This is a genomic window from Tenacibaculum sp. Mcav3-52, from assembly GCF_022347665.1.
Lineage (GTDB): Bacteria > Bacteroidota > Bacteroidia > Flavobacteriales > Flavobacteriaceae > Polaribacter > Polaribacter mesophilus.
In genome coordinates, this window is record NZ_JAKRGE010000003.1 from 228602 (window position 1) to 248206 (window position 19605).

Below are 19605 nucleotides of genomic sequence, written 5' to 3' on the forward strand. Positions count from 1 at the left end.
TGTTTTTATTTGTTGTTTCTTTTTGTTCCGTAGAAATAAAGTGAATGGTTGTGAATGTCTATATCAAAAACATCTTCAATAGTTTTTTTGATAATTTGAATTCTTGGATCGCAAAACTCTTTTACTTCACCACTATCAGTAAGTATTACATGGTCGTGATTTTTATCGAAGTAACTTTTTTCGTATCGCGCCATTGATTGACCTTCAAACTGGTGTTTACGAACCAAACCACAGTCTAACAATAAATCCATCGTATTATAAAGAGTAGCTCTACTAACACGATAGTTTTTGTTTTTCATTTTAATGTATAAAGATTCGATATCAAAATGCTCATCAGCATCATAAATCTCTTGTAAAATAGCGTAACGTTCTGGTGTTTTACGATGCTTGTTCTCTTCTAAAAAAGAAGTGAATACTTTTTTTACAATTTCTTGATTTTCGGCTGAATTACTCATTTATTTTTAAATTTTACGAAAGGACAAATTTACGTTTATTTCTTGATAAAATACAAGGATGTTAAAAACGAAATTTACAAAGTATTCACACGTTCAACTTTTTGAACGCCTTCTACTTGTTTCATGTTATTAATTAATTTATTGAGCTGTGTCTTATTTTTTACACTTAACGATAGTTTTCCTTCAAATACACCGTTATCTCCAGATATATTAATACTATGTATAAATACATCCATACTATTGGAAATTATCTTAGTAATATTATTTACTATTCCTTTATTATCAATTCCCGAAAGGTGTAAAATGGCTGTAAATTCTTGCTTTGTAGAATCAATCCATTTTGCAGGCATAATTCTATAAGCATAGTTTGATTGTAACGAAATAGCATTCGGGCAATCGTTCTTATGCACTTTTATACCTTCATTAATAGTTACAAAACCAAAAACTTTATCACCAGGAATAGGAGAGCAGCATTTAGCTAAAGTATAATCTAGTGTTTGTTCTTCTTTACCAAAAACTAAAGCATCGTATTGGTTGGTAACTTCTTCTTTTTCGGATATTTCTTTTGAAGGAGAACGTCTAAATGTACTTTTAATGAAGCCCATGAAACGATTACTTCTCTGAGCAACAAAGTCTTTAAGTTGTGTGTTGTCTATGGCTCCATTACCAACTCGATAGAATAAATCGAAACTAGTTTTTAGTCCAAAATAACTTGCTAATTCGTGAATAACCTTTTCACTAGAGTTGATTTTTAAATGACGTAGTTTTCGTTGTAAAATAGCTTTTCCTTCTTCTGCTATTTTCTTTTCTTCTGCCTTTAAAGCTGATTTAATTTTAGCTCGTGCTCTTGCAGTAATAACAAAATCTAACCAACGTACATTGGGCTTATTATTAGAAGCGGTAAGTACTTCTACTTGGTCTCCACTTTTTAATTCGTGACTTAACGGAACTAATTTTCCATTTACTTTAGCTCCACGACATTTTAATCCAACATCGGTGTGTACAGAAAAGGCAAAATCTAATGCTGAAGCTCCTTTTGGAAGTGATTTTAAATCTCCTTTAGGAGTAAATACATAAATCTCTTTAGCATAAAGGTTCAGTTTAAAATCTTCAACAAAATCTACAGCATCTAAACTTTGATTTTCTAAACTTTCTTTTAAACGATTTAACCATCCTTCTAAACCATTTTCTTTAACAGACCCTTGTTTATATTTAAAGTGAGCTGCATAACCTTTTTCGGCTATTTCATCCATTCTTTCAGAACGGATTTGAACTTCTACCCATTTAGCTTGAGGACCAATTACAGTTATATGCAATGCTTCGTATCCAGTTGATTTTGGCTGAGAAATCCAATCTCTTAATCTGGCAGGGTTTGGTTTAAAAAAGTCTGTAACGATTGAGTATATTTTCCAAGCATCAAACTTTTCATCGTCAGAAGTGGGTTTGTATATAATACGAATAGCAAACTTGTCGTACACTTCATCAAAAGTTACGTTTTGTTTACGCATTTTTCTACGGATAGAAAAAATAGATTTAAAACGTCCTTTTATTTCATAAGCAAATCCTTCTTTGTTTAATGCTTCTTTTAAAACACTAGTAAAGCTATCAATATATCTCTGTTGATCTTCTTTGCTTTCTTTTATTTTATTGGCAATATCTCTATACACATCAGGTTCTGTGTATTTTAAGCCAAGATCTTCAAGTTCAGTTTTAATATTATAAAGTCCTAAACGATGTGCAAGAGGAGCATAAATATATAAGGTTTCAGAGGCTATCTTTACCTGTTTATGAGGCGGCATAGAATCCATAGTTTGCATATTATGTAACCTATCAGCAATTTTAATAAGTATTACCCTAACGTCATCATGTAATGTGAGTAACATTTTTCTAAAATTCTCTGCTTGGATAGAGTAGTCTTGCTCTTGTTTTAAGTTTGATATTTTAGTTAATCCGCTTACAATACGAGCAATGTTTTCTCCAAATAAGCGCTCCATATCATCCAAAGTATAATGCGTGTCCTCAACAACATCATGTAGTAGAGCAGCAGCAATAGATGTTGCACCTAAACCAATTTCATCTGCAACTATTTTTGCTACAGCTATAGGGTGATAAATATAAGGTTCTCCTGATTTTCTACGTTGTTCAGAATGTGCTTCTACAGCAATATCAAAAGCTTTGCGTATCAGTTTTTTATCGTCTTCTGATAATGTTTGATATGTACCTTTTAACAAATTTTTATATCTACTGGCTATTTCTTTATTTTCTTCTTCTATCGTCACATTATAACTCATACAATAAAACTCTTTTACTTAACTGGATTAAAATAAAAATAATATAAAGAATTATATTGAGCAAGTTTTATATACAAATGTTTTATATAAGCTCGTTACTTTTATATAAATTATAAAAACGAAAGAAATAGTGATAATTCACTGGTTAAAAAAATAACGACTAACCAAGTAGTCATAGAGGTGTCTGATGGTTTTTCTAATAGCTTTCTTTTTCAAACCCTTATGATAATAATCTGGAAAGAGGCGGAGCAGATGTTAACATATAATAGACTGACATAGCCTAAAAATATTTAGGGTTTTTCCTGTAAAAACATATAGATTTATAACATAACTTTATACTTTATTTAAAATTAAGTAACTACATAACAAGTCCCCCCGAAATATCATTATAAGATGATATTTGACCTCCGGTTAATAAAGTTCGGAGGTTTTTTTATTCTTCGGGCAACCTTTTTTCAAATCAGGTAGTCTTTATATTTGTAAGGCTACAAAAAAGTAACTATTGATTTGAAAATTATTTCATTACATAACAAAGAAGCTTCGCTTATAAAACAAGCAAAAAAACAAAGCAGAGAAGCTCAACAACAAATATTTGAGCAGTATTCTCCAAAAATGTTAGGAGTTTGTAGACAGTATGTTAAAGATTTACATCATGCGGAAGATTTAATGCTACAAGGTTTTTTTAAAGTTTTTACAAATATTGAAAAATTTAAAGGAGAGGGAAGTTTTGAAGGTTGGATTCGTAGAATTATGGTAAATACTAGTATTAGTTATTTACGAAAAAAGAATCCAGTTCAAGTATCAGATGAAGACTTTGTTTTTAATGATGCTGCAACGGAAAGCCTTGAAAACACATCGGCAGAAGATATACAAAAGTTAATAGATGAGTTACCTGAAGGGTATAAGTTAGTTTTTAACTTATATGCTATTGAAGGATATAAGCATTCAGAAATAGCAGAAAAATTACAAATTTCTGAAAGTACCTCTAAGTCACAATTATTTAAAGCTCGTAAATATTTACAAGCTAGTTACGAGAAAATTAATCAAGTAAGAAATGTCAAGCAATAATATTGATAAACATATAGCAGAAAAGCTAAAGAACAGAGAGCTTAAGCCATCCAACTCAGCATGGGAAAGGTTAGAGACTCGTTTAGATAATCAGGAGGCAACAAAGAAAAGAAACTGGTTTTTATATATAGGTTATGCAGCTGGTTTAGCTTTATTAATAAGCTTTGTAGCTCTCTACTTTACAGGTTCAGATTCAAAAACGCTAATAGAAGAAGTTATAGTTAATACTTCAATAGATACACTAAAAATTAATAATAAAGGTATAGAGAAATTTATTAAGAACACAGATGAAGCTGTGGTGGAGTTAGAAGAAAAGAAGCAAGAGAAACAGATAAGAAAGAAGAAAAAGATTACAGTAATTAGGAGTTCTACCTTAAGAGAAGAAGAAAAAGTCTTTAAAAACATCCAAAATCAAGAATTACCAAGAGAAGAGGAGGTAGTAGCAAAGATGGATAAACCAATAGTAACAAAAAAGAAAGAATTTAATTCAAGAGTTAAAGTAAATAGTGATGATTTATTATTTTCAGTAACACATACTCCAAATGAAGTTAAAGAATATTATGCAAAGCATAAGTTGAAAAGAGAAGATGTGTTAAAAGCTATTGAAGATGAATTAAAAGAATCAAACTTAAAAATAGATCCTAGCATCATTTTAGCAGAAGTTGAAAGAACGATTGATGATGAAGAGTTTAAGGGAGACTTTATGCAAAAACTAAAATCAAGAATATCCGACATTGCGGTAGCGATTGTTGATAGAAATAAATAAAGCGCTTATTAATTATCGATAATTAACCATTCAAAATTATTATCAGTTTAATTTAAAATTACAGAAATGAAAAGAATACTATTATTAGTGTTGTTTGTAACGACTATTGCCCAATCTCAAGAAAAAGTATTTGAAAAAGAAGTAAAGAAAATATCAATGAGCATTGATAGTATTACTAAGCAGCAAAAAGACTCTTTAAAGATGAGAGTAAAAGAGATTAACACAAAATTAGAAAAGAATACAATATCGTTTGATGAAGCAACAGCATTAAAAAAAGAAGCAGCGGCTTATCACGCAGCTCAAATAGAGAAAAAAGTTAGTTTTGAAGAACAAAAACTACAACAACTTGTCCAAGACAAAATTGATGGTAAAATATTTAGTAGTGAAGAAAATTCAACCGAAAGTACTTTTAGTATAGCAGGAACTAAGTTTAAATTAGATTTTTCTAAAGAAGACATAGAAAAAGAAAAGAAAAGAAGAAAAAAAAGAACTACAACACAGTTTGTTTTTGCCTTAGGTGTAAATAATGCATTAACAAATAACAAGTTAAGTTCTTTAGACGATTCAGACTATAAATTTTGGCAATCACATTTTTACGAGTTAGGGTTTACTTGGAAAACACGTTTGTCAAAAGAACCTTCAAAAGCATATTTTAAATATGGTTTCTCTTTTCTATGGAATAATTTAAGAGCTAAAAGCAATCAATATCATATTGTAAATGGAAATGAAACAAACTTAAGTATTCATCCAGAGCAACTTTCAGAAAGTAGGTTACGACATGTACAAATGACATTTCCAATGCACTTAGAGTTTGATTTTTCAAAAAACAAAAAATATTCTGATGGAGAAATTGTAGATAGAACACATCAAAGCTTTCAGATAGGAGTAGGTGGTTTCTTGGGTTTTAAACTAGGAACTCGTCAATATTTAGAGTATAAAAATGCACAAGGAGTTACAGTTGAAGAAGTTCAGAAGAATAATTTTAATATGAATAAATATAACTATGGGTTAAGTGCTTATGTTGCTTACCAAGGAATTGGATTATATGCTAAATATGACTTAAATCCACTATTTAAAAATACTGACACTAGGAATATCTCATTAGGTCTTCGATTTGATATTAATTAATTTGATTAATAAAAAAGGAGAAGTTTAAACTTCTCTTTTTTTATTTTCTTCCCATTCTTTACGTAAATCCATTGAAAGTTTTCCAGTACCATCATGTTTCCAACCAGGAGGTTTAAAAAGATATAGAAACCTTTTACCAAATGTAGTTTTACTAGTAAAAACATCGGTAAACATATTATACCATTCAATAAAAGCTACTTTAATAGGATTGTAAGTGTTTATATTGCTAACCAAACCATATACTGGTTTTTCAACTTCAGGTTCAAAAGTGCCAAAAAGCTTATCCCAAATAATAAAAATCCCAGCATGGTTTCTATCTAGATATTGAGGGTTGGTTGCATGATGAACTCTATGATGACTTGGAGTGTTAAAAACAGCTTCAAACCACTTAGGCATTTTGTTAATAAGTTCGGTATGAATCCAGTATTGATATAACAAACTAATACTCATTTGGGTCACGATCATTAGTGGATGAAAACCTATAATTGCTAACGGTGCCCAAAATATAAACGTATAAAAGCTTCCTGACCAAGTTTGACGTAAAGCAGTACTTAAATTGTATTTTGTAGAAGAATGATGCACCACATGGCTAGCCCAAAATAATCTACTTTCGTGTGCAATCCTATGATTCCAGTAATAGGCAAAATCTTCAGCAAATAACAAAATCAACCAGGCCCACCAAGTAAAAGGAATAGTAAACAGGCGATATTGATATAGAAATAAAAAAACTCCGAATATTAACCCTTTTGTAAACAGCCCTATAAAAACATTACCTAATCCCATAGTAATAGATGTAGCTGCGTCTTTAAATTCATAGTCTTCTAATTTTACTTTAACAGTTAATATTACCTCTATAAAAACTGTTAAAACAAAAAAAGGAATAGCGTAATGGACTAGATTAGGTATTTCAGGGGTTTGCATAAAAAAGAGTGTTTAGTTACAAACTTACACAAAATCATTAAATTATTTAAGTAGTAAAATTTGTTTATGGCTTAAAAAGCAGTATATTTGCAGGCTTAAAATAAATTTTAAACAATTTAATTATGAATCATTACGAAACTGTTTTCATTTTGAATCCCGTTTTATCTGAAACTCAGATAAAGGAAACAGTAAAGAAGTTTGAGGACTATTTACTTTCTAAAGGTGCAGAAATGATTTCTAAAGAAGATTGGGGCTTAAAAAAATTAGCGTATCCAATCGAAAAGAAAAAAAGTGGATTTTACCACTTATTTGAGTACAAGGTAGCAGGTGAAGCAATTGCTCCGTTTGAATTAGAGTTTAGACGTGACGATAGCGTTATGCGTTATTTAACTGTAAAGTTAGACAAGCATGCTGCAGCTTGGGCTGAAAAGAGAAGAAACCGTGTTAAATCTGCAAAAAAGTAAGAAATGGCATCTATAGAACAACAAGCAAAAGGAAATAAGCAAGGGGAAGTACGTTATTTAACTCCGCTTGATATTGAAACTAAAAAAGAAGCTAAATACTGTCGTTTCAAGAAAAACGGTATCAAGTACATCGATTACAAAGATGCAGACTTCTTAATGTATTTAGTAAACGAGCAAGGTAAAATCTTACCAAGACGTTTAACAGGAACATCATTAAAATATCAACGTAAAGTGGCTCAAGCTATTAAAAGAGCTCGTCACTTAGCTTTAATGCCTTACGTTGGAGATATGTTAAAATAATAAAGAAGTAGAAACATGGAATTGATATTAAAACAAGACGTAGAAAACTTAGGTTTTAAAGACGATGTTGTAACCGTTAAGAATGGTTACGGACGTAACTACCTAATACCTCAAGGATATGCAATTTTAGCTACTTCTTCAGCTAAAAAAGTATTAGCAGAAAACTTAAAGCAACGTGCTTTTAAAGAGGCTAAATTAATAGAAGATGCTAATAAAGTAGCAGAAACTATTAAAGGTTATGAAATCAAAATAGCTTCTAAAGTAGGTTCGGGAGATAAATTATTTGGTTCGGTAAACAACATCGATGTTGCTGCAGCTTTAGCTAAAGCTGGTACTGAAGTAGATAAGAAATTTATCAAAGTTACTGGAGGTAACGTAAAAAGATTAGGAAAATACAACGCTGCTGTACGTTTACACAGAACTGTTGTAGCTGACATCGTATTTGAAGTAGTTGCTGAATAGTAACTAAATTGTTAAATACATGTTAATAAAGTATAAATCCGCTCTGTCGAGCGGATTTTTTTTATGCTTAAATTTGGGTTATAACATAAACAAAATCAGAACTATTATGAAGAAATTAATAATTTTTTCTTTTGTTTTTTTGAGTTTATCCATCTATTCCCAGGTAACCACATCAAAAATAAAAGGAACTGTAACAGACAACCAGGGTGAACCTTTGTTTGGTGCTAATATTGTTGTTTTACACGAGCCAACAGGTACCATATCTGGAGCCGTAGCTCAAGACAACGGAAGATATACCATACCTAACTTAAGAGTAGGAGGACCTTATAAAGTAACATTTAGTTATATTGGGTTTCAATCACAAGAAGTAACCAATATCTACTTAACTTTAGGAAAGACAACCAATATTGATGGTGTTTTGTCTGAGGATGGTGAACAATTAGAAGAAGTAGTTATATCAACAACCAGAAGTAAAGTTTTTAATAATGACAGAACAGGAGCACAAACTAGTGTAAGTGCTGTTCAGCTAAAAACCTTACCAACCATTTCACGTTCCGCTGCAGATTTTACTCGTTTAGAACCAACTGCAAGTGGAAACTCTTTTGGAGGGAGAAATGACCAGTTCAACAATTTTTCTTTAGACGGATCTATTTTCAATAACCCTTTTGGTTTAGATTCACCAACACCAGGAGGTCAAACAGGTTCGCAGCCAATTTCGTTAGATGCAATTGAACAAATTTCGGTTTCTACTGCACCATACGATGTAACTTTGTCTGGGTTTACAGGAGCTTCGGTTGATGCCGTAACCAAAAGTGGTACAAACGAATTTACAGGTACAGTTTATGGGTTTTATCGAAACCAAGACATGACTGGAGGCAAAATTAAAGGTCAAGAAGTTGTAAAACCTAAGTTAAGTCAAAGCCAATACGGAGCAAGCTTAGGAGGTCCAATTATTAAGGATAAATTATTCTTTTTTGCAAATTTTGAAAAAGATGATAGAGAAGATTTAGGAACAGCAGGTTGGATACCAAACACAGGTAGTGGAGCTGTTAATGAATCAAGAGTACTAGAATCGGATATGATAGCTGTTCGTGATGCTTTAGCAGCCTTAGGGTATGATACAGGAGCTTATGAGGGGTTCACTTATGGTTCGGAATCTACTAAAGGAATTTTTAAATTAGATTGGAATATTAATGATAAAAATAGATTAGCGTTAATTTATAATTTCTTAAGAGCTTCCAAAGAAACACCAGCACATCCAACAGCTCTAGGTATTAGAGGACCAAGTTTTTCTACATTACAGTTTGAAAATTCTGGGTATGAAATTAATAATAACTTAAATTCATTTCAGTTAGAATTAAACTCTAATTTATCAGAAACAACTACTAACAAGTTACAAATAGGTTATACACATTTTGATGATTTTAGAAATCCGTTATCTGCACCAGCACCGGTAATTACCATACAAGATGGTAATGGTAGTAATTATATTATAGCAGGTCATGAACCGTTTTCTATCAATAACAAGCTAGATCAACGAGTTTTTCAGTTAACAAATAATATGAACTTTTATAAGGGAGATCATACGTATACCGTTGGTTTTTCATTTGAACAATTTGAGTTTGAAAACTCATTTAATTTAACAAATTATGAATCTTTCAATTTTGGAATTTTCCCTTATTACGGATTATTTAACCCATACCCAGATGTAGCAACTTTTTTATCAGCAGCACAACCAGGTGGAGTAGTGGAGCAGTATTTAGCAGCTACTCAAAATGCTTACAATTCATTTAATGCTAATGGAGATGGTAATGATGGTGGTTGGAAACTATCTGAGTTAAATGTAGGTCAGCTGGCTTTTTATGTCCAAGATGAGTGGGAAATGAATGACAATTTTAAGTTAACTTATGGAGTTCGTTTTGATAAGCCGCTGTATTTCAATACATCCAGTTTAATTCAGAAGTTTATAGATACTGATAATGGAGCAACCAGAGATAACTCAGTACTGTACTACAACCCAAATACAGGAGAAGAACAACAGTTACTTTCAACTAAAATGCCTACAAACCAATGGTTAATTTCACCAAGAGTAGGTTTTAACTGGGATGTAAAAGGAAATAATACAATGCAACTTCGTGGAGGTTCAGGGGTTTTTACTGGACGTTTACCTTTTGTATGGATTGGAAACCAAGTAAGTGGAGCTGATGATGGTTTCTTCCAATTGGTTGATCCAGATTTTAAGTTTCCTCAAGTATGGAGAACAAACTTAGGTTTAGACTGGAAATTTGAAAATGGAATTATAGCTACTACAGATATTTCTTATACAAAAGATATTAATGGTGCCCATGTACAAAACTGGGGGCTAAGAGAGCCTACTGCTACTTTAAATACACCATTTGATAATAGAGAAATATACAACGGAAATGATAAAGGAAATAATGCTTATGTGTTTACCAATTCTGACAAAGGTCGTGTATGGAATGCTTCTTTAAAGCTTCAAAAAACTTTTGATAACGGATTATATACAAGTGTTGCATATAATTACTTAAATGCTAAAGATGTAAACTCTATTGAGGCAGAAATTACTGGAGATGCTTTTGCTTTTAATCCAGTGGTAGGAAATGCTAATAATGATGTTTTATCATATTCTAAATATGGAGATACACATAGAATTATTGGTGTAGCGTCTAAGAAGTTTACTTATGGAGGAGATAAGTTTGCTACTACTATTTCTACATTTTTTGAGTATGCCCAAGGAGGAAGGTTTAATTATACTTATGGAGGAGACATTAATAATGATGGGTCTGCTGTAAATGATTTATTATATGTTCCGACTAGTTCAGAGCTTAATCAAATGCAATTTAGTGATCCAGCTCATGCAACAGCCTTTGAAAGTTATATACAACAAGATGATTATTTAAATGAAAGAAGAGGGCAGTATGTAGAGCGTTATGGAGCTTTAGCACCATGGAGAGGCAAATGGGATTTAAAAATATTACAAGATTTTAATTTTAACGTTTCTGAAGAAAAACAAAATACAATACAATTAAGTCTTGATATCTTAAATGTAGGAAATTTACTAAATTCTGACTGGGGAGTAGTGCAACAACCAAATAACGTACAACCTTTAGGTGTAAGGTTTCCTGATGTAAATCCAGCTAACACCAATCCATCTAATTATGTGCCAGATTATTCTAAAGAACCTACTTATACATTTAGTACCAATCAGGAACAGACATTTGGATTCGATTCTAGTTTACTTTCTCGTTGGCAAATGCAAATAGGTTTACGTTATATATTTTAATAAAAAATAACATAAAAAAATAATAATACCACTCATTTTTTGAGTGGTATTTGTTTTTTAGTTAAAATTATTTGTAATAAAGGGTGCTTTTCCTGTGAAAAATTTGAAATAAATAAGTGATATTTGTAGATGTAAATAAAGATAGGGGACTTTAATTACAACGTTTTAAAATATAGTCTTTGAGGGGTTGATTATATTTTAAAAAAACTCTGGCCTTATTAAGACCAGAGTTTTTAAGTGTTTATTTATAATGTAATGTTTTCTTGATTTTTAATAATATCTTCCATAGTTTCCCGCTTCCTAATCAAATAATCTTTTCCTTTGTAAATCATAACTTCTGCAGGTCTAAATCTTGAATTATAATTAGAAGCCATAGAGAAACAATAAGCACCTGCATTATGGAAACATAATATATCGTCTTCAGATATTTCATTGATTCTTCTATTAGATCCAAAGGTGTCATTTTCACAAATATATCCAACAATACTATAAAAACGCTCTCTTCCTTTAGGATTAGATAAGTTTTCTATATAGTGATAAGAGTTGTAAAACATAGGACGAATTAAGTGATTTAAACCACTATCAATACCTGCAAAAACAGTTGAAGTTGTTTGTTTAATAACATTTACTTTTGCTAAAAAATATCCAGCTTCACTAACTAAAAACTTTCCAGGCTCAAACATTAAGGTAACTTCCTTTCCGTAGTTTTTACAAAATTCATTAAATCGGTTAGATAGCTTTTTACCTAGTTCATTTATATCAGTTGAAATATCGTCTTTTTTGTAAGGAACCTTAAATCCACTACCAAAATCAATAAAATCAATATCTTTAAATTGTTTTGCCGTATCAAATAAAATTTCGGTAGCTCTTAAAAAAGTATCAATATCTAAAATATCAGAACCAGTATGCATATGTATTCCATTAATGTGCATTCCAGTATTTTCAACAACTCTTTTTATATGAGGTACTTGATGAATTGAAATTCCAAACTTAGAATCAATATGTCCTACTGATATTTTGCTATTACCACCAGCCATTACATGCGGATTGATACGAATACAAACCGGGATTTTAGGATGCTTTTGCCCAAATAATTCTAATATTGATAAGTTATCAATATTAATTTGAACACCTAATTTAGCAACTTCTTCTATTTCCTGTAAAGAAACTCCGTTAGGTGTATATATAATTTCATGAGGCTCAAAACCTGCTAATAAACCAAGTTTTACCTCTTGAATAGAAACCGTATCCAAACCACTGTTAAGCTTATTAAAAACCTTTAAAATATTAATGTTTGATAATGCTTTAACAGCGTAATTAATTTTTACATTTTTAACTTTAGAAAAAGCAGATGTTATTTTTTTATACTGAGATATAATTTTTTCAGTGTCGTAAACATACAAAGGTGACTGATATTTGTCAGCTAGCTTTAAAAGGTCTTGTCTATTCATTTACTTTAATATTTACAGGCAAAAGTATAGAGGTGAATGATTACAAAAAATAAAATGAAAGAAATTCACAAATTTGTGTTTTTTTGTGAAATTAGGGGTTTTACGTCTAGGCAAAAGGGTATTTTCCTATAATATAATCTTTTAAAAAGAATCATATTTGCCATGAAATAAAATTAAGGGGATTTATTTCAAACAGAATGATATTTTTTAAGGGGTAAAAATATCATAAAAAAACTCTAGCTTTTGCTAGAGTTTTTGATTTTATAAAAGATAGTATAAGATTACTTAAATTTTACCGCAACTTTTTGTGCAATTCCAACAATTACTTCACTAGCTTTTACTATACTTTCAGCAGGAACATATTCATAACGTCCATGGAAGTTATGTCCGCCAGCAAAAATGTTAGGACATGGTAATCCTTTATATGATAATTGAGAACCATCAGTACCACCACGAATAGGCTTAATTAATGGAGTAATTCCCATATCTTTCATCACCTCTTCAGCAATATCAACAATGTGCATTACAGGAGTAACTTTTTCTTTCATGTTAAAATATTGATCTTTAATTTCAACAGAAACTAATTTTTGTCCACGCTTAGCGTTTAAAACTTCAGCTAAATCAAGCATTGCTTTTTTACGGTTGTTGAATTGATCCATATCATGATCTCTAATAATATAGCTCAATGTTGTTTGCTCAACTTTACCTTCCATATGATGTAGGTGGAAGAAACCTTCATAACCTGTTGTTTTTTCAGGAACTTCATCTTCAGGCAATGCATTGATAAATTCACTAGCAATAAGCATTGAGTTAATCATTTTACCTTTTGCATACCCAGGATGTACAATTTTACCTTGAATAGTAACTGTAGCGCTAGCAGCATTAAAGTTTTCGTATTCTAACTCACCAATTTGACTTCCATCCATGGTGTAAGCCCACTCAGCTCCAAATTTCTCAACATCAAACATATGAGCACCTTTACCAACCTCTTCATCAGGAGTAAAGCAAATACGAATTTTACCATGTTTAATTTCTGGGTGTTGAATTAAGTATTCCATTGCAGAAACAATTTCAGTAACCCCAGCTTTATCATCAGCACCTAATAATGTAGTACCGTCAGTAGTAATAATAGTTTGACCTTTATATTGTAATAAATCTTCAAAATAATCAGGAGATAAAACGATATTCTCTTCTTTGTTTAATAAGATATCTTTTCCGTCGTAATTCTCATGAATTTGAGGTTTTACATTAGCTCCAGTAAAATCTGGACTTGTATCAATATGAGCAACAAACCCAATAGTAGGTACTTCATAATCTAAATTACTAGGTAAAGTTGCCATTAAATAACAATTCTCATCTAATTCAACATCTGCCATTCCTATTTCCTTTAGTTCTTTTTCAAGAACTTTAGCTAAATTCCATTGTTTTTCAGTACTAGGAAATGCTGGGTTATTAGGATCACTTTCAGTATCAATAGTTACATACTTTACAAATCGGTCGATTATATGTTGTTTGTTCATCGTAGTATTTTTAAAGCATCAAAAATAGCCATTTCAAATGTATTTTGTCAATTGAAATAGGATGAAATTTTTAAGAACTTTTCTTTTTAAAATAGGCAATCAATAAATCGACAACATAACTATATGATTGAATCCCTTTTGATTGATTATTAGCTTTGAGGTAAGAGCTGTATCCCTTCTTTAAATAAGGTTCAATAGGGTTTTTAAACTGTTTCCAATGTAAATAAGTAGCCTTGTAGTCTTTATAAACACCTTTGTTTACTGTCTTAGCAATTTCTTTACCTAATGCTTTATCTCTTTTGTAAACTTGACCAATACAATAGTTATAAGCCATACGGTATCCAGAGTACTTAAAATACAAGTCTTTATTAGCTATGGAGGCTAAAAAACTCACAAAATTGGCATCATTTTCAGCTGCCCAACCAATTTGATGTGCCATTTCATGACAGGTAGTTGCTGGATAACCCGTTTTAGGAATCATATTATTTACTTGTGCTTCTCCTGTTATTGGATTTAAGTACCCTGATGTTCCATTGTATGATTGAAATAAACTAACTAATGAGCTTTTAATTGAGGAAGTTTGATAAGTAAGTTGGGGATATGTTTTCGAAAGTTCCTGAAACCCGTTAGGAGCTAACTTATAAATTTCTCTTTGAGAATATGGAACTATTACAGGGACTGAATCATTTTTTGTTATTTGTAAATGGATTTTGTTTAGCTCTGTTACAATCTGTTTAGTTGTTGAAATTAGTTCTTCAGTAGTGTAGGAGGATTGTTTTAGCTCAAGATTTTTAGCTAACGGCTCTCTAAAATAATTTAATCCCCAAAAAGCATAAAAACAAAAATAAATAATAGATAAAATTGCAATAAATTTTACTAACTTAGGAAGGAAGTTTTGAAACCTTTTTTTAATTAAAAAATAGATAGATTTTAATAAAAGATACAATAAAACAAAACCAATTATATCCCCAACAGAAAAAGGAATCCAACCTAGAATAATTCGAAAGAATTGTGAAATATACGGGTAAATTCCATTACTATAATAAAATTCAATCCATTGTGGTTTTTGGCTTATAAAAAGCACAAAAATTACTTGAATAGGCAGAAATAAAGCAACAAAAAAATATTTTTTTAGGTTATGCATGCCACCAAAAATAAGAAAGTTGTAACGTTATCAACAAGTTAATAACAGTTTATTTACAAAAAATGTGCATAAAGAAAATTGAATAATGTCTCTACTAATATCATCTTAAAAATTTACTTTTGCTATTATGGAAAGAACCCAATCTCTCAAAGGAACAAAAATAGATAAAGCTAGAATTATAAGCTTAGAAAAAGGAAAGTTACCACCGCAGGCTTTAGAGTTAGAAGAGGCTGTTTTGGGGGCTATGATGATTGATAAAAAAGGGATTGATGAAGTAATTGATATTTTACATCCTGATGCTTTTTATGATAAAAGGCACCAAGAAATTTATGCCGCTATTTACGAGCTTTTCCAAAACTCAGAGCCAATTGATTTACTTTCTGTATCAAATCAATTAAAGAAAAATGGAAAGTTAGATTTAGCAGGGGGAGATTTTTACTTAATTGGGTTAACTCAAAAAGTAGCCTCATCTGCACATATTGAATTTCACTCTAGAATTATTCTAGAAAAATTCATTCAACGTAAACTAATTACCATTTCTTCTGAAATTATTGAAAACGCATACGATGAAACTGTTGATGTTTTTGATTTACTAGATGATGCCGAAGGAAAATTATTTGAAGTAACACAAGGAAACCTTAAAAAGGGAGCGGAAAGAGCTGACTCTTTAGTTCAGCAATCGATTAATAAGATTCAAGAAATTTCAACCAAAGAAGGGATGAGTGGTTTGGCAACCGGATTTACCAAACTAGATGCATTAACCTCAGGTTGGCAACCTACCGATTTAATAATTATTGCAGCACGTCCTGGTATGGGTAAAACGGCTTTCGTAATATCGATGGCGAAAAATATGGCAATCGATTTCGGACACCCAGTAGCATTATTCTCGCTGGAGATGTCATCAGTACAGTTAATTACTCGTATGATTTCTTCAGAAACAGGGTTGACTTCTGAAAAATTACGTAAAGGAAACTTAGAACCTCATGAATGGGAGCAATTGAATGTAAAAGTAAAAAAGCTTTCAGATGCCCCTATTTTTATTGATGATACACCAGCACTATCTATTTTTGATTTACGTGCAAAAGCACGTCGTTTAGTGTCACAACACGGAGTTAAAATATTAATTATTGATTACTTACAGTTAATGACAGCCGGAGGAGCAGGAGGTAACCGTGAACAAGAAATTTCGACAATTTCGCGTAACTTAAAAGCACTAGGTAAAGAATTGAATGTACCTGTAATTGCACTTTCACAGTTATCGCGTGCGGTTGAAACCCGTGGAGGAAGTAAACGTCCGTTACTATCCGATCTTCGTGAATCTGGAGCGATTGAGCAGGATGCCGATATTGTATCATTTATTTATCGTCCTGAATATTATGGTATGACAGAATGGGATGACGACGATCATTCGCCATGTGAAGGACAAGGAGAGTTTATTGTAGCAAAACACCGTAATGGTGGATTAGATAATATTCGCTTGAAGTTTACAGGACACTTAGCAAAATTCTCAGATTTAGAAGAAGGGTTTAGTAGTGAATTCCAATCGAGTATGAATTCAGGATTTAACGATGAAGTAGCATCAAGTAATTTTGCTTCACCAGAAGATGCTTTTGGACCGAGTGATGATGATGTTCCGTTTTAATCTTTAAATAAAACTTAAAATATTATAGAATACACAATTGCTAAAAAGTAATTGTGTATTTTAGTTTTTGATATGAAACAATTTCTCTACATACTAACATTTTTCCTTTTTTCAAACTCACTATGGGCATCCTTTATTTATGTACCTATGAGTAACGAAAATCAAAAGAATCATTTAAAAGCATATGGTATTGTGTATTATGCTTTGCAAAATGGTTTGAAAGCTAAATGGTTATTAAATTATGATGGAGGTGCTTTTTTAATTGAAAATAATGAAGCGGTAGAAAAAGAATGTAAAATACGAGGTGTTTCCTATCAAATAATTTCAGATGCTAAATCAGCATTAATCTTAGAAGAAATTTCTTCGCCTTCTAAAAATCAAGAAGCAGTTACGTTAGAAAAAGCACCTAAAATAGCAGTATATTCTCCAAAAGATAAAATGCCTTGGGATGATGCAGTAACCATGGTACTGACATATGCTGAAATTCCGTTTGATGTAGTATATGATGAAGAAGTATTAAATGATAAACTATTGTTGTACGAATGGTTACACTTACACCATGAAGATTTTACAGGACAATATGGACGTTTTTATGGAGCTTTTAGAACAGCGCCTTGGTACATTCAACAAAAGAAAGATGCAGAAGCTTTAGCCAAGAAACTAGGATACAATAAAGTGTCAGAAGAAAAAGGAGCTGTAGCCAAGAAAATACGTGATTATGTAGTTGGTGGTGGATTTATGTTTGCGATGTGTTCTGCGACCGATAGTTTTGATATTGCGCTGGCTGCTGATGGCGTAGATATTTGTGAAGGAATGTTTGATGGAGATGCCTCAGAACCTAATTATCAATCAAAAATAAACTTTAATAAAACCTTTGCTTTTAAAGATTTTGAATTGATTCGTAACCCTACTACGTATGAGTTTTCTTCAATAGATATGACTCGTAAACGAAGAATAAGAAAAGAAGTAGATTACTTTGTTTTAAAAGAGTTTTCTGCAAAATGGGATCAAGTACCGACCATGTTAACCCAAAATCATACCATGTTAGTGAAAGGTTTTATGGGACAAACAACATCGTTTGATCCTAATACTATAAAATCTACAGTTATTGTTTTAGGAGGAAATAAAACCAATGGAGAAGGACGCTATATTCACGGAACTAAAGGAAAAGGAATGTTTACCTTTTACGGAGGCCACGATCCTGAAGATTATCAGCATAGAGTAGGAGATCCTAAAACAGAATTAGATTTACACCCAACCTCACCAGGATATCGTTTAATATTAAACAATGTACTGTTTCCTGCAGCTAAGAAGAAAAAGCAAAAAACGTAAGCATTATTTAGAGATGAAATTCTAAATTAGGTAGAATCTTTAGTTAATATCAATACTTAGATTACATTTCAGGTAATGTGAAATTTTTCCAAAAATTAGTATTTATTTCGGTATCATTTAAAACAGTGTTTATTTTTTCATTTTCATAATTCTCGTAAGAAATTTCTTTAACATCATTTAATTCAAAATCAAATAAATAACTTTTAGAATTAAAGCTAGAGTTTATTGTTTTTTTACTGTTAAAAGTGACTTCACTATAATTTTTATAATCAAAATTACTAACATAGTACTTATTCTCAATTTTTTTATTGAAAACAGCTATGCTTTGTTCTTTTAATTTTATATCAATAATGTTCCTATGTTTAGTCTTATTAAGATAATAATCTAAATCATTATTTTTAAGAATACCTTCCCATTTTTCAATAATTTTGGCTATCGAAAAATCATTTTTTCTTATGTAAATTGATCCAAAATAGGCTGTAGGATAAGATTTATTAGTGAAATTCCAGTCATCTTTTTCGGTTTTAAATGAAATAATATAATATTGTTCCTCTTCTTTTTTGTTGGTTGTAGCAAAATTTAAAGTAAATTTTTTATGCTTTCTTTTATGCAAAATGTTGGCATATTGTATTGGATTTTCTCTATAGGCAAAAAGTTGAGAAGTATATTTTAAGGTATTGGTTGTGTCTTTTGTTATCCAATTAACACGTTCTAACCCTAAAGTAGTTATGTATTCTTGTCTATACCCAAAACTAAACTCTTTGGCTACAAGTTCTAACTCAAAAATATTAATATCATTTTTATTAGAAAGTATTTTGCTGTAGCGTTTATAATTATGTGGATGCGTAGGGTGGTTTTCTTCTAGTTTTGAAATTACTTCTTTCAGTATAGATTCGGGCGATCTTTTAGTTGTTATAATAACTTCATTTAAAATATCAAAAGAGTTTTCTAACAAAACTTTAGGGGCAATATTCTTTAAAACAATTTTCTTTGTTTCAATACCAATTCCACTAAAAACAATTGTATCATTTAAGTGACTGGTTAGATACGGAAATTCTATTTCACCATTTTCATTAGAAATTCTGTAAATCTGTCTTTTAACATTAGAAATATTTACAAAGGGTATAATTTCTTTATTCTTTTCATCTATCGTAATAGTTGATACGTATTGGTAATCTTCTGTTTTAGTGGTGTTTTGAGCATTTACATTTATAAAATGCAAGAGTAAAAGGAGTAATAATTTTTTCATAGTAAAATGTTTCGTTGTTAATTAAAACAATAGTATAATTTTGAAAATGTGTTTTTGTTAATAAAAACCAAATTAACAATACTTTATAAACTTCAAGTTTTTTTCAAA

At 30.9% G+C, this 19605-nt stretch carries 16 protein-coding genes; 9 read left to right on the forward strand and 7 right to left on the reverse strand.

Going from position 1 to position 19605, the window contains the following annotated elements; translation table 11 throughout:
- Positions 1-5: 5 nt before the first annotated feature.
- Positions 6-455, reverse strand: coding sequence for a Fur family transcriptional regulator (locus tag MHM83_RS10160; RefSeq protein ID WP_125067666.1), 450 nt, complete (start codon positions 453-455; stop codon positions 6-8).
- 74 nt (positions 456-529) lie between these two features.
- Positions 530-2746 carry a RelA/SpoT family protein gene (locus MHM83_RS10165; RefSeq protein ID WP_239179605.1) on the reverse strand — a complete coding sequence of 739 codons (2217 nt, stop codon included), beginning with the start codon at positions 2744-2746 and terminating at the stop codon, positions 530-532.
- A gap of 507 nt (positions 2747-3253) precedes the next feature.
- Between MHM83_RS10165 and MHM83_RS10170 the strand changes: the two genes are divergently transcribed.
- From MHM83_RS10170 to MHM83_RS10180, 3 genes are all read left to right on the forward strand, one after another.
- Positions 3254-3814, forward strand: coding sequence for an RNA polymerase sigma factor (locus tag MHM83_RS10170; protein WP_047788904.1), 561 nt, complete (start codon positions 3254-3256; stop codon positions 3812-3814).
- A complete protein-coding gene (locus MHM83_RS10175) occupies positions 3801-4580 on the forward strand; it encodes a hypothetical protein (RefSeq protein ID WP_173360875.1) in 780 nt (259 codons plus the stop codon). The genes MHM83_RS10170 and MHM83_RS10175 overlap by 14 nt, the downstream gene beginning before the upstream one ends.
- A gap of 66 nt (positions 4581-4646) precedes the next feature.
- Complete coding sequence (locus MHM83_RS10180; RefSeq protein ID WP_172644839.1) at positions 4647-5708, forward strand: hypothetical protein; 1062 nt, start codon at positions 4647-4649, stop codon at positions 5706-5708.
- Between the two features lie 24 nt (positions 5709-5732).
- Here MHM83_RS10180 and MHM83_RS10185 read toward each other — a convergent pair whose 3' ends face one another.
- Positions 5733-6629, reverse strand: a complete 897-nt coding sequence (locus MHM83_RS10185) for a sterol desaturase family protein (protein WP_173360873.1) — start codon at positions 6627-6629, stop codon at positions 5733-5735.
- A gap of 122 nt (positions 6630-6751) precedes the next feature.
- On the opposite strand from MHM83_RS10185, the gene rpsF reads away from it, so the two are divergent.
- From rpsF to MHM83_RS10205, 4 genes are all read left to right on the forward strand, one after another.
- Positions 6752-7093 (forward strand): 30S ribosomal protein S6, encoded by a 342-nt coding sequence (gene rpsF, locus MHM83_RS10190; protein ID WP_047788888.1) that lies wholly within the window; start codon positions 6752-6754, stop codon positions 7091-7093.
- A gap of 3 nt (positions 7094-7096) precedes the next feature.
- On the forward strand, positions 7097-7393 hold the full coding sequence (gene rpsR, locus MHM83_RS10195) for a 30S ribosomal protein S18 (RefSeq protein ID WP_028892048.1): 297 nt from the start codon (positions 7097-7099) through the stop codon (positions 7391-7393).
- Positions 7394-7408: 15 nt separating this feature from the next.
- Entirely contained in the window at positions 7409-7855 is a 447-nt protein-coding gene (gene rplI / locus MHM83_RS10200; RefSeq protein WP_047788887.1) for a 50S ribosomal protein L9, read from the forward strand.
- Between the two features lie 106 nt (positions 7856-7961).
- On the forward strand, positions 7962-11159 hold the full coding sequence (locus MHM83_RS10205) for a TonB-dependent receptor (protein ID WP_239179607.1): 3198 nt from the start codon (positions 7962-7964) through the stop codon (positions 11157-11159).
- Between the two features lie 245 nt (positions 11160-11404).
- Here MHM83_RS10205 and lysA read toward each other — a convergent pair whose 3' ends face one another.
- The 3 genes from lysA to MHM83_RS10220 all read right to left on the reverse strand — a co-directional run bounded on the left by lysA (position 11405) and on the right by MHM83_RS10220 (position 15274).
- Positions 11405-12610: a diaminopimelate decarboxylase gene (gene lysA / locus MHM83_RS10210; protein ID WP_047788886.1), complete on the reverse strand. Its 1206-nt coding sequence runs from the start codon at positions 12608-12610 to the stop codon at positions 11405-11407.
- Positions 12611-12891: 281 nt separating this feature from the next.
- On the reverse strand, positions 12892-14130 hold the full coding sequence (gene pepT, locus MHM83_RS10215) for a peptidase T (protein WP_073184133.1): 1239 nt from the start codon (positions 14128-14130) through the stop codon (positions 12892-12894).
- 70 nt (positions 14131-14200) lie between these two features.
- The gene (locus tag MHM83_RS10220; RefSeq protein WP_239179609.1) at positions 14201-15274 is read right to left on the reverse strand and encodes a DUF3810 domain-containing protein; all 1074 of its coding nucleotides are present in this window, start codon (positions 15272-15274) and stop codon (positions 14201-14203) included.
- 127 nt (positions 15275-15401) lie between these two features.
- On the opposite strand from MHM83_RS10220, the gene dnaB reads away from it, so the two are divergent.
- Together dnaB and MHM83_RS10230 are read left to right on the forward strand one after the other, a co-directional pair.
- Positions 15402-16916, forward strand: a complete 1515-nt coding sequence (gene dnaB / locus MHM83_RS10225; RefSeq protein WP_047788883.1) for a replicative DNA helicase — start codon at positions 15402-15404, stop codon at positions 16914-16916.
- Between the two features lie 147 nt (positions 16917-17063).
- A complete protein-coding gene (locus MHM83_RS10230; RefSeq protein ID WP_047788881.1) occupies positions 17064-18248 on the forward strand; it encodes a hypothetical protein in 1185 nt (394 codons plus the stop codon).
- 61 nt (positions 18249-18309) lie between these two features.
- Here the strand turns inward: MHM83_RS10230 and MHM83_RS10235 are convergent, their stop codons facing one another.
- The gene (locus MHM83_RS10235) at positions 18310-19497 is read right to left on the reverse strand and encodes a hypothetical protein (protein WP_173360868.1); all 1188 of its coding nucleotides are present in this window, start codon (positions 19495-19497) and stop codon (positions 18310-18312) included.
- Positions 19498-19605: the final 108 nt, after the last annotated feature.

Bases quoted from the DNA above. Each gene is read 5' to 3' on its own strand.
- MHM83_RS10160 (WP_125067666.1), bottom strand. From the start codon at position 455: ATGAGTAATTCAGCCGAAAATCAAGAAATTGTAAAAAAAGTATTCACT.
- MHM83_RS10165 (WP_239179605.1), bottom strand. From the start codon at position 2,746: ATGAGTTATAATGTGACGATAGAAGAAGAAAATAAAGAAATAGCCAGT.
- MHM83_RS10175 (WP_173360875.1), top strand. From the start codon at position 3,801: ATGTCAAGCAATAATATTGATAAACATATAGCAGAAAAGCTAAAGAAC.
- MHM83_RS10180 (WP_172644839.1), top strand. From the start codon at position 4,647: ATGAAAAGAATACTATTATTAGTGTTGTTTGTAACGACTATTGCCCAA.
- MHM83_RS10185 (WP_173360873.1), bottom strand. From the start codon at position 6,629: ATGCAAACCCCTGAAATACCTAATCTAGTCCATTACGCTATTCCTTTT.
- rpsF (WP_047788888.1), top strand. From the start codon at position 6,752: ATGAATCATTACGAAACTGTTTTCATTTTGAATCCCGTTTTATCTGAA.
- rpsR (WP_028892048.1), top strand. From the start codon at position 7,097: ATGGCATCTATAGAACAACAAGCAAAAGGAAATAAGCAAGGGGAAGTA.
- rplI (WP_047788887.1), top strand. From the start codon at position 7,409: ATGGAATTGATATTAAAACAAGACGTAGAAAACTTAGGTTTTAAAGAC.
- MHM83_RS10205 (WP_239179607.1), top strand. From the start codon at position 7,962: ATGAAGAAATTAATAATTTTTTCTTTTGTTTTTTTGAGTTTATCCATC.
- lysA (WP_047788886.1), bottom strand. From the start codon at position 12,610: ATGAATAGACAAGACCTTTTAAAGCTAGCTGACAAATATCAGTCACCT.
- pepT (WP_073184133.1), bottom strand. From the start codon at position 14,130: ATGAACAAACAACATATAATCGACCGATTTGTAAAGTATGTAACTATT.
- MHM83_RS10220 (WP_239179609.1), bottom strand. From the start codon at position 15,274: ATGCATAACCTAAAAAAATATTTTTTTGTTGCTTTATTTCTGCCTATT.
- dnaB (WP_047788883.1), top strand. From the start codon at position 15,402: ATGGAAAGAACCCAATCTCTCAAAGGAACAAAAATAGATAAAGCTAGA.
- MHM83_RS10230 (WP_047788881.1), top strand. From the start codon at position 17,064: ATGAGTAACGAAAATCAAAAGAATCATTTAAAAGCATATGGTATTGTG.
- MHM83_RS10235 (WP_173360868.1), bottom strand. From the start codon at position 19,497: ATGAAAAAATTATTACTCCTTTTACTCTTGCATTTTATAAATGTAAAT.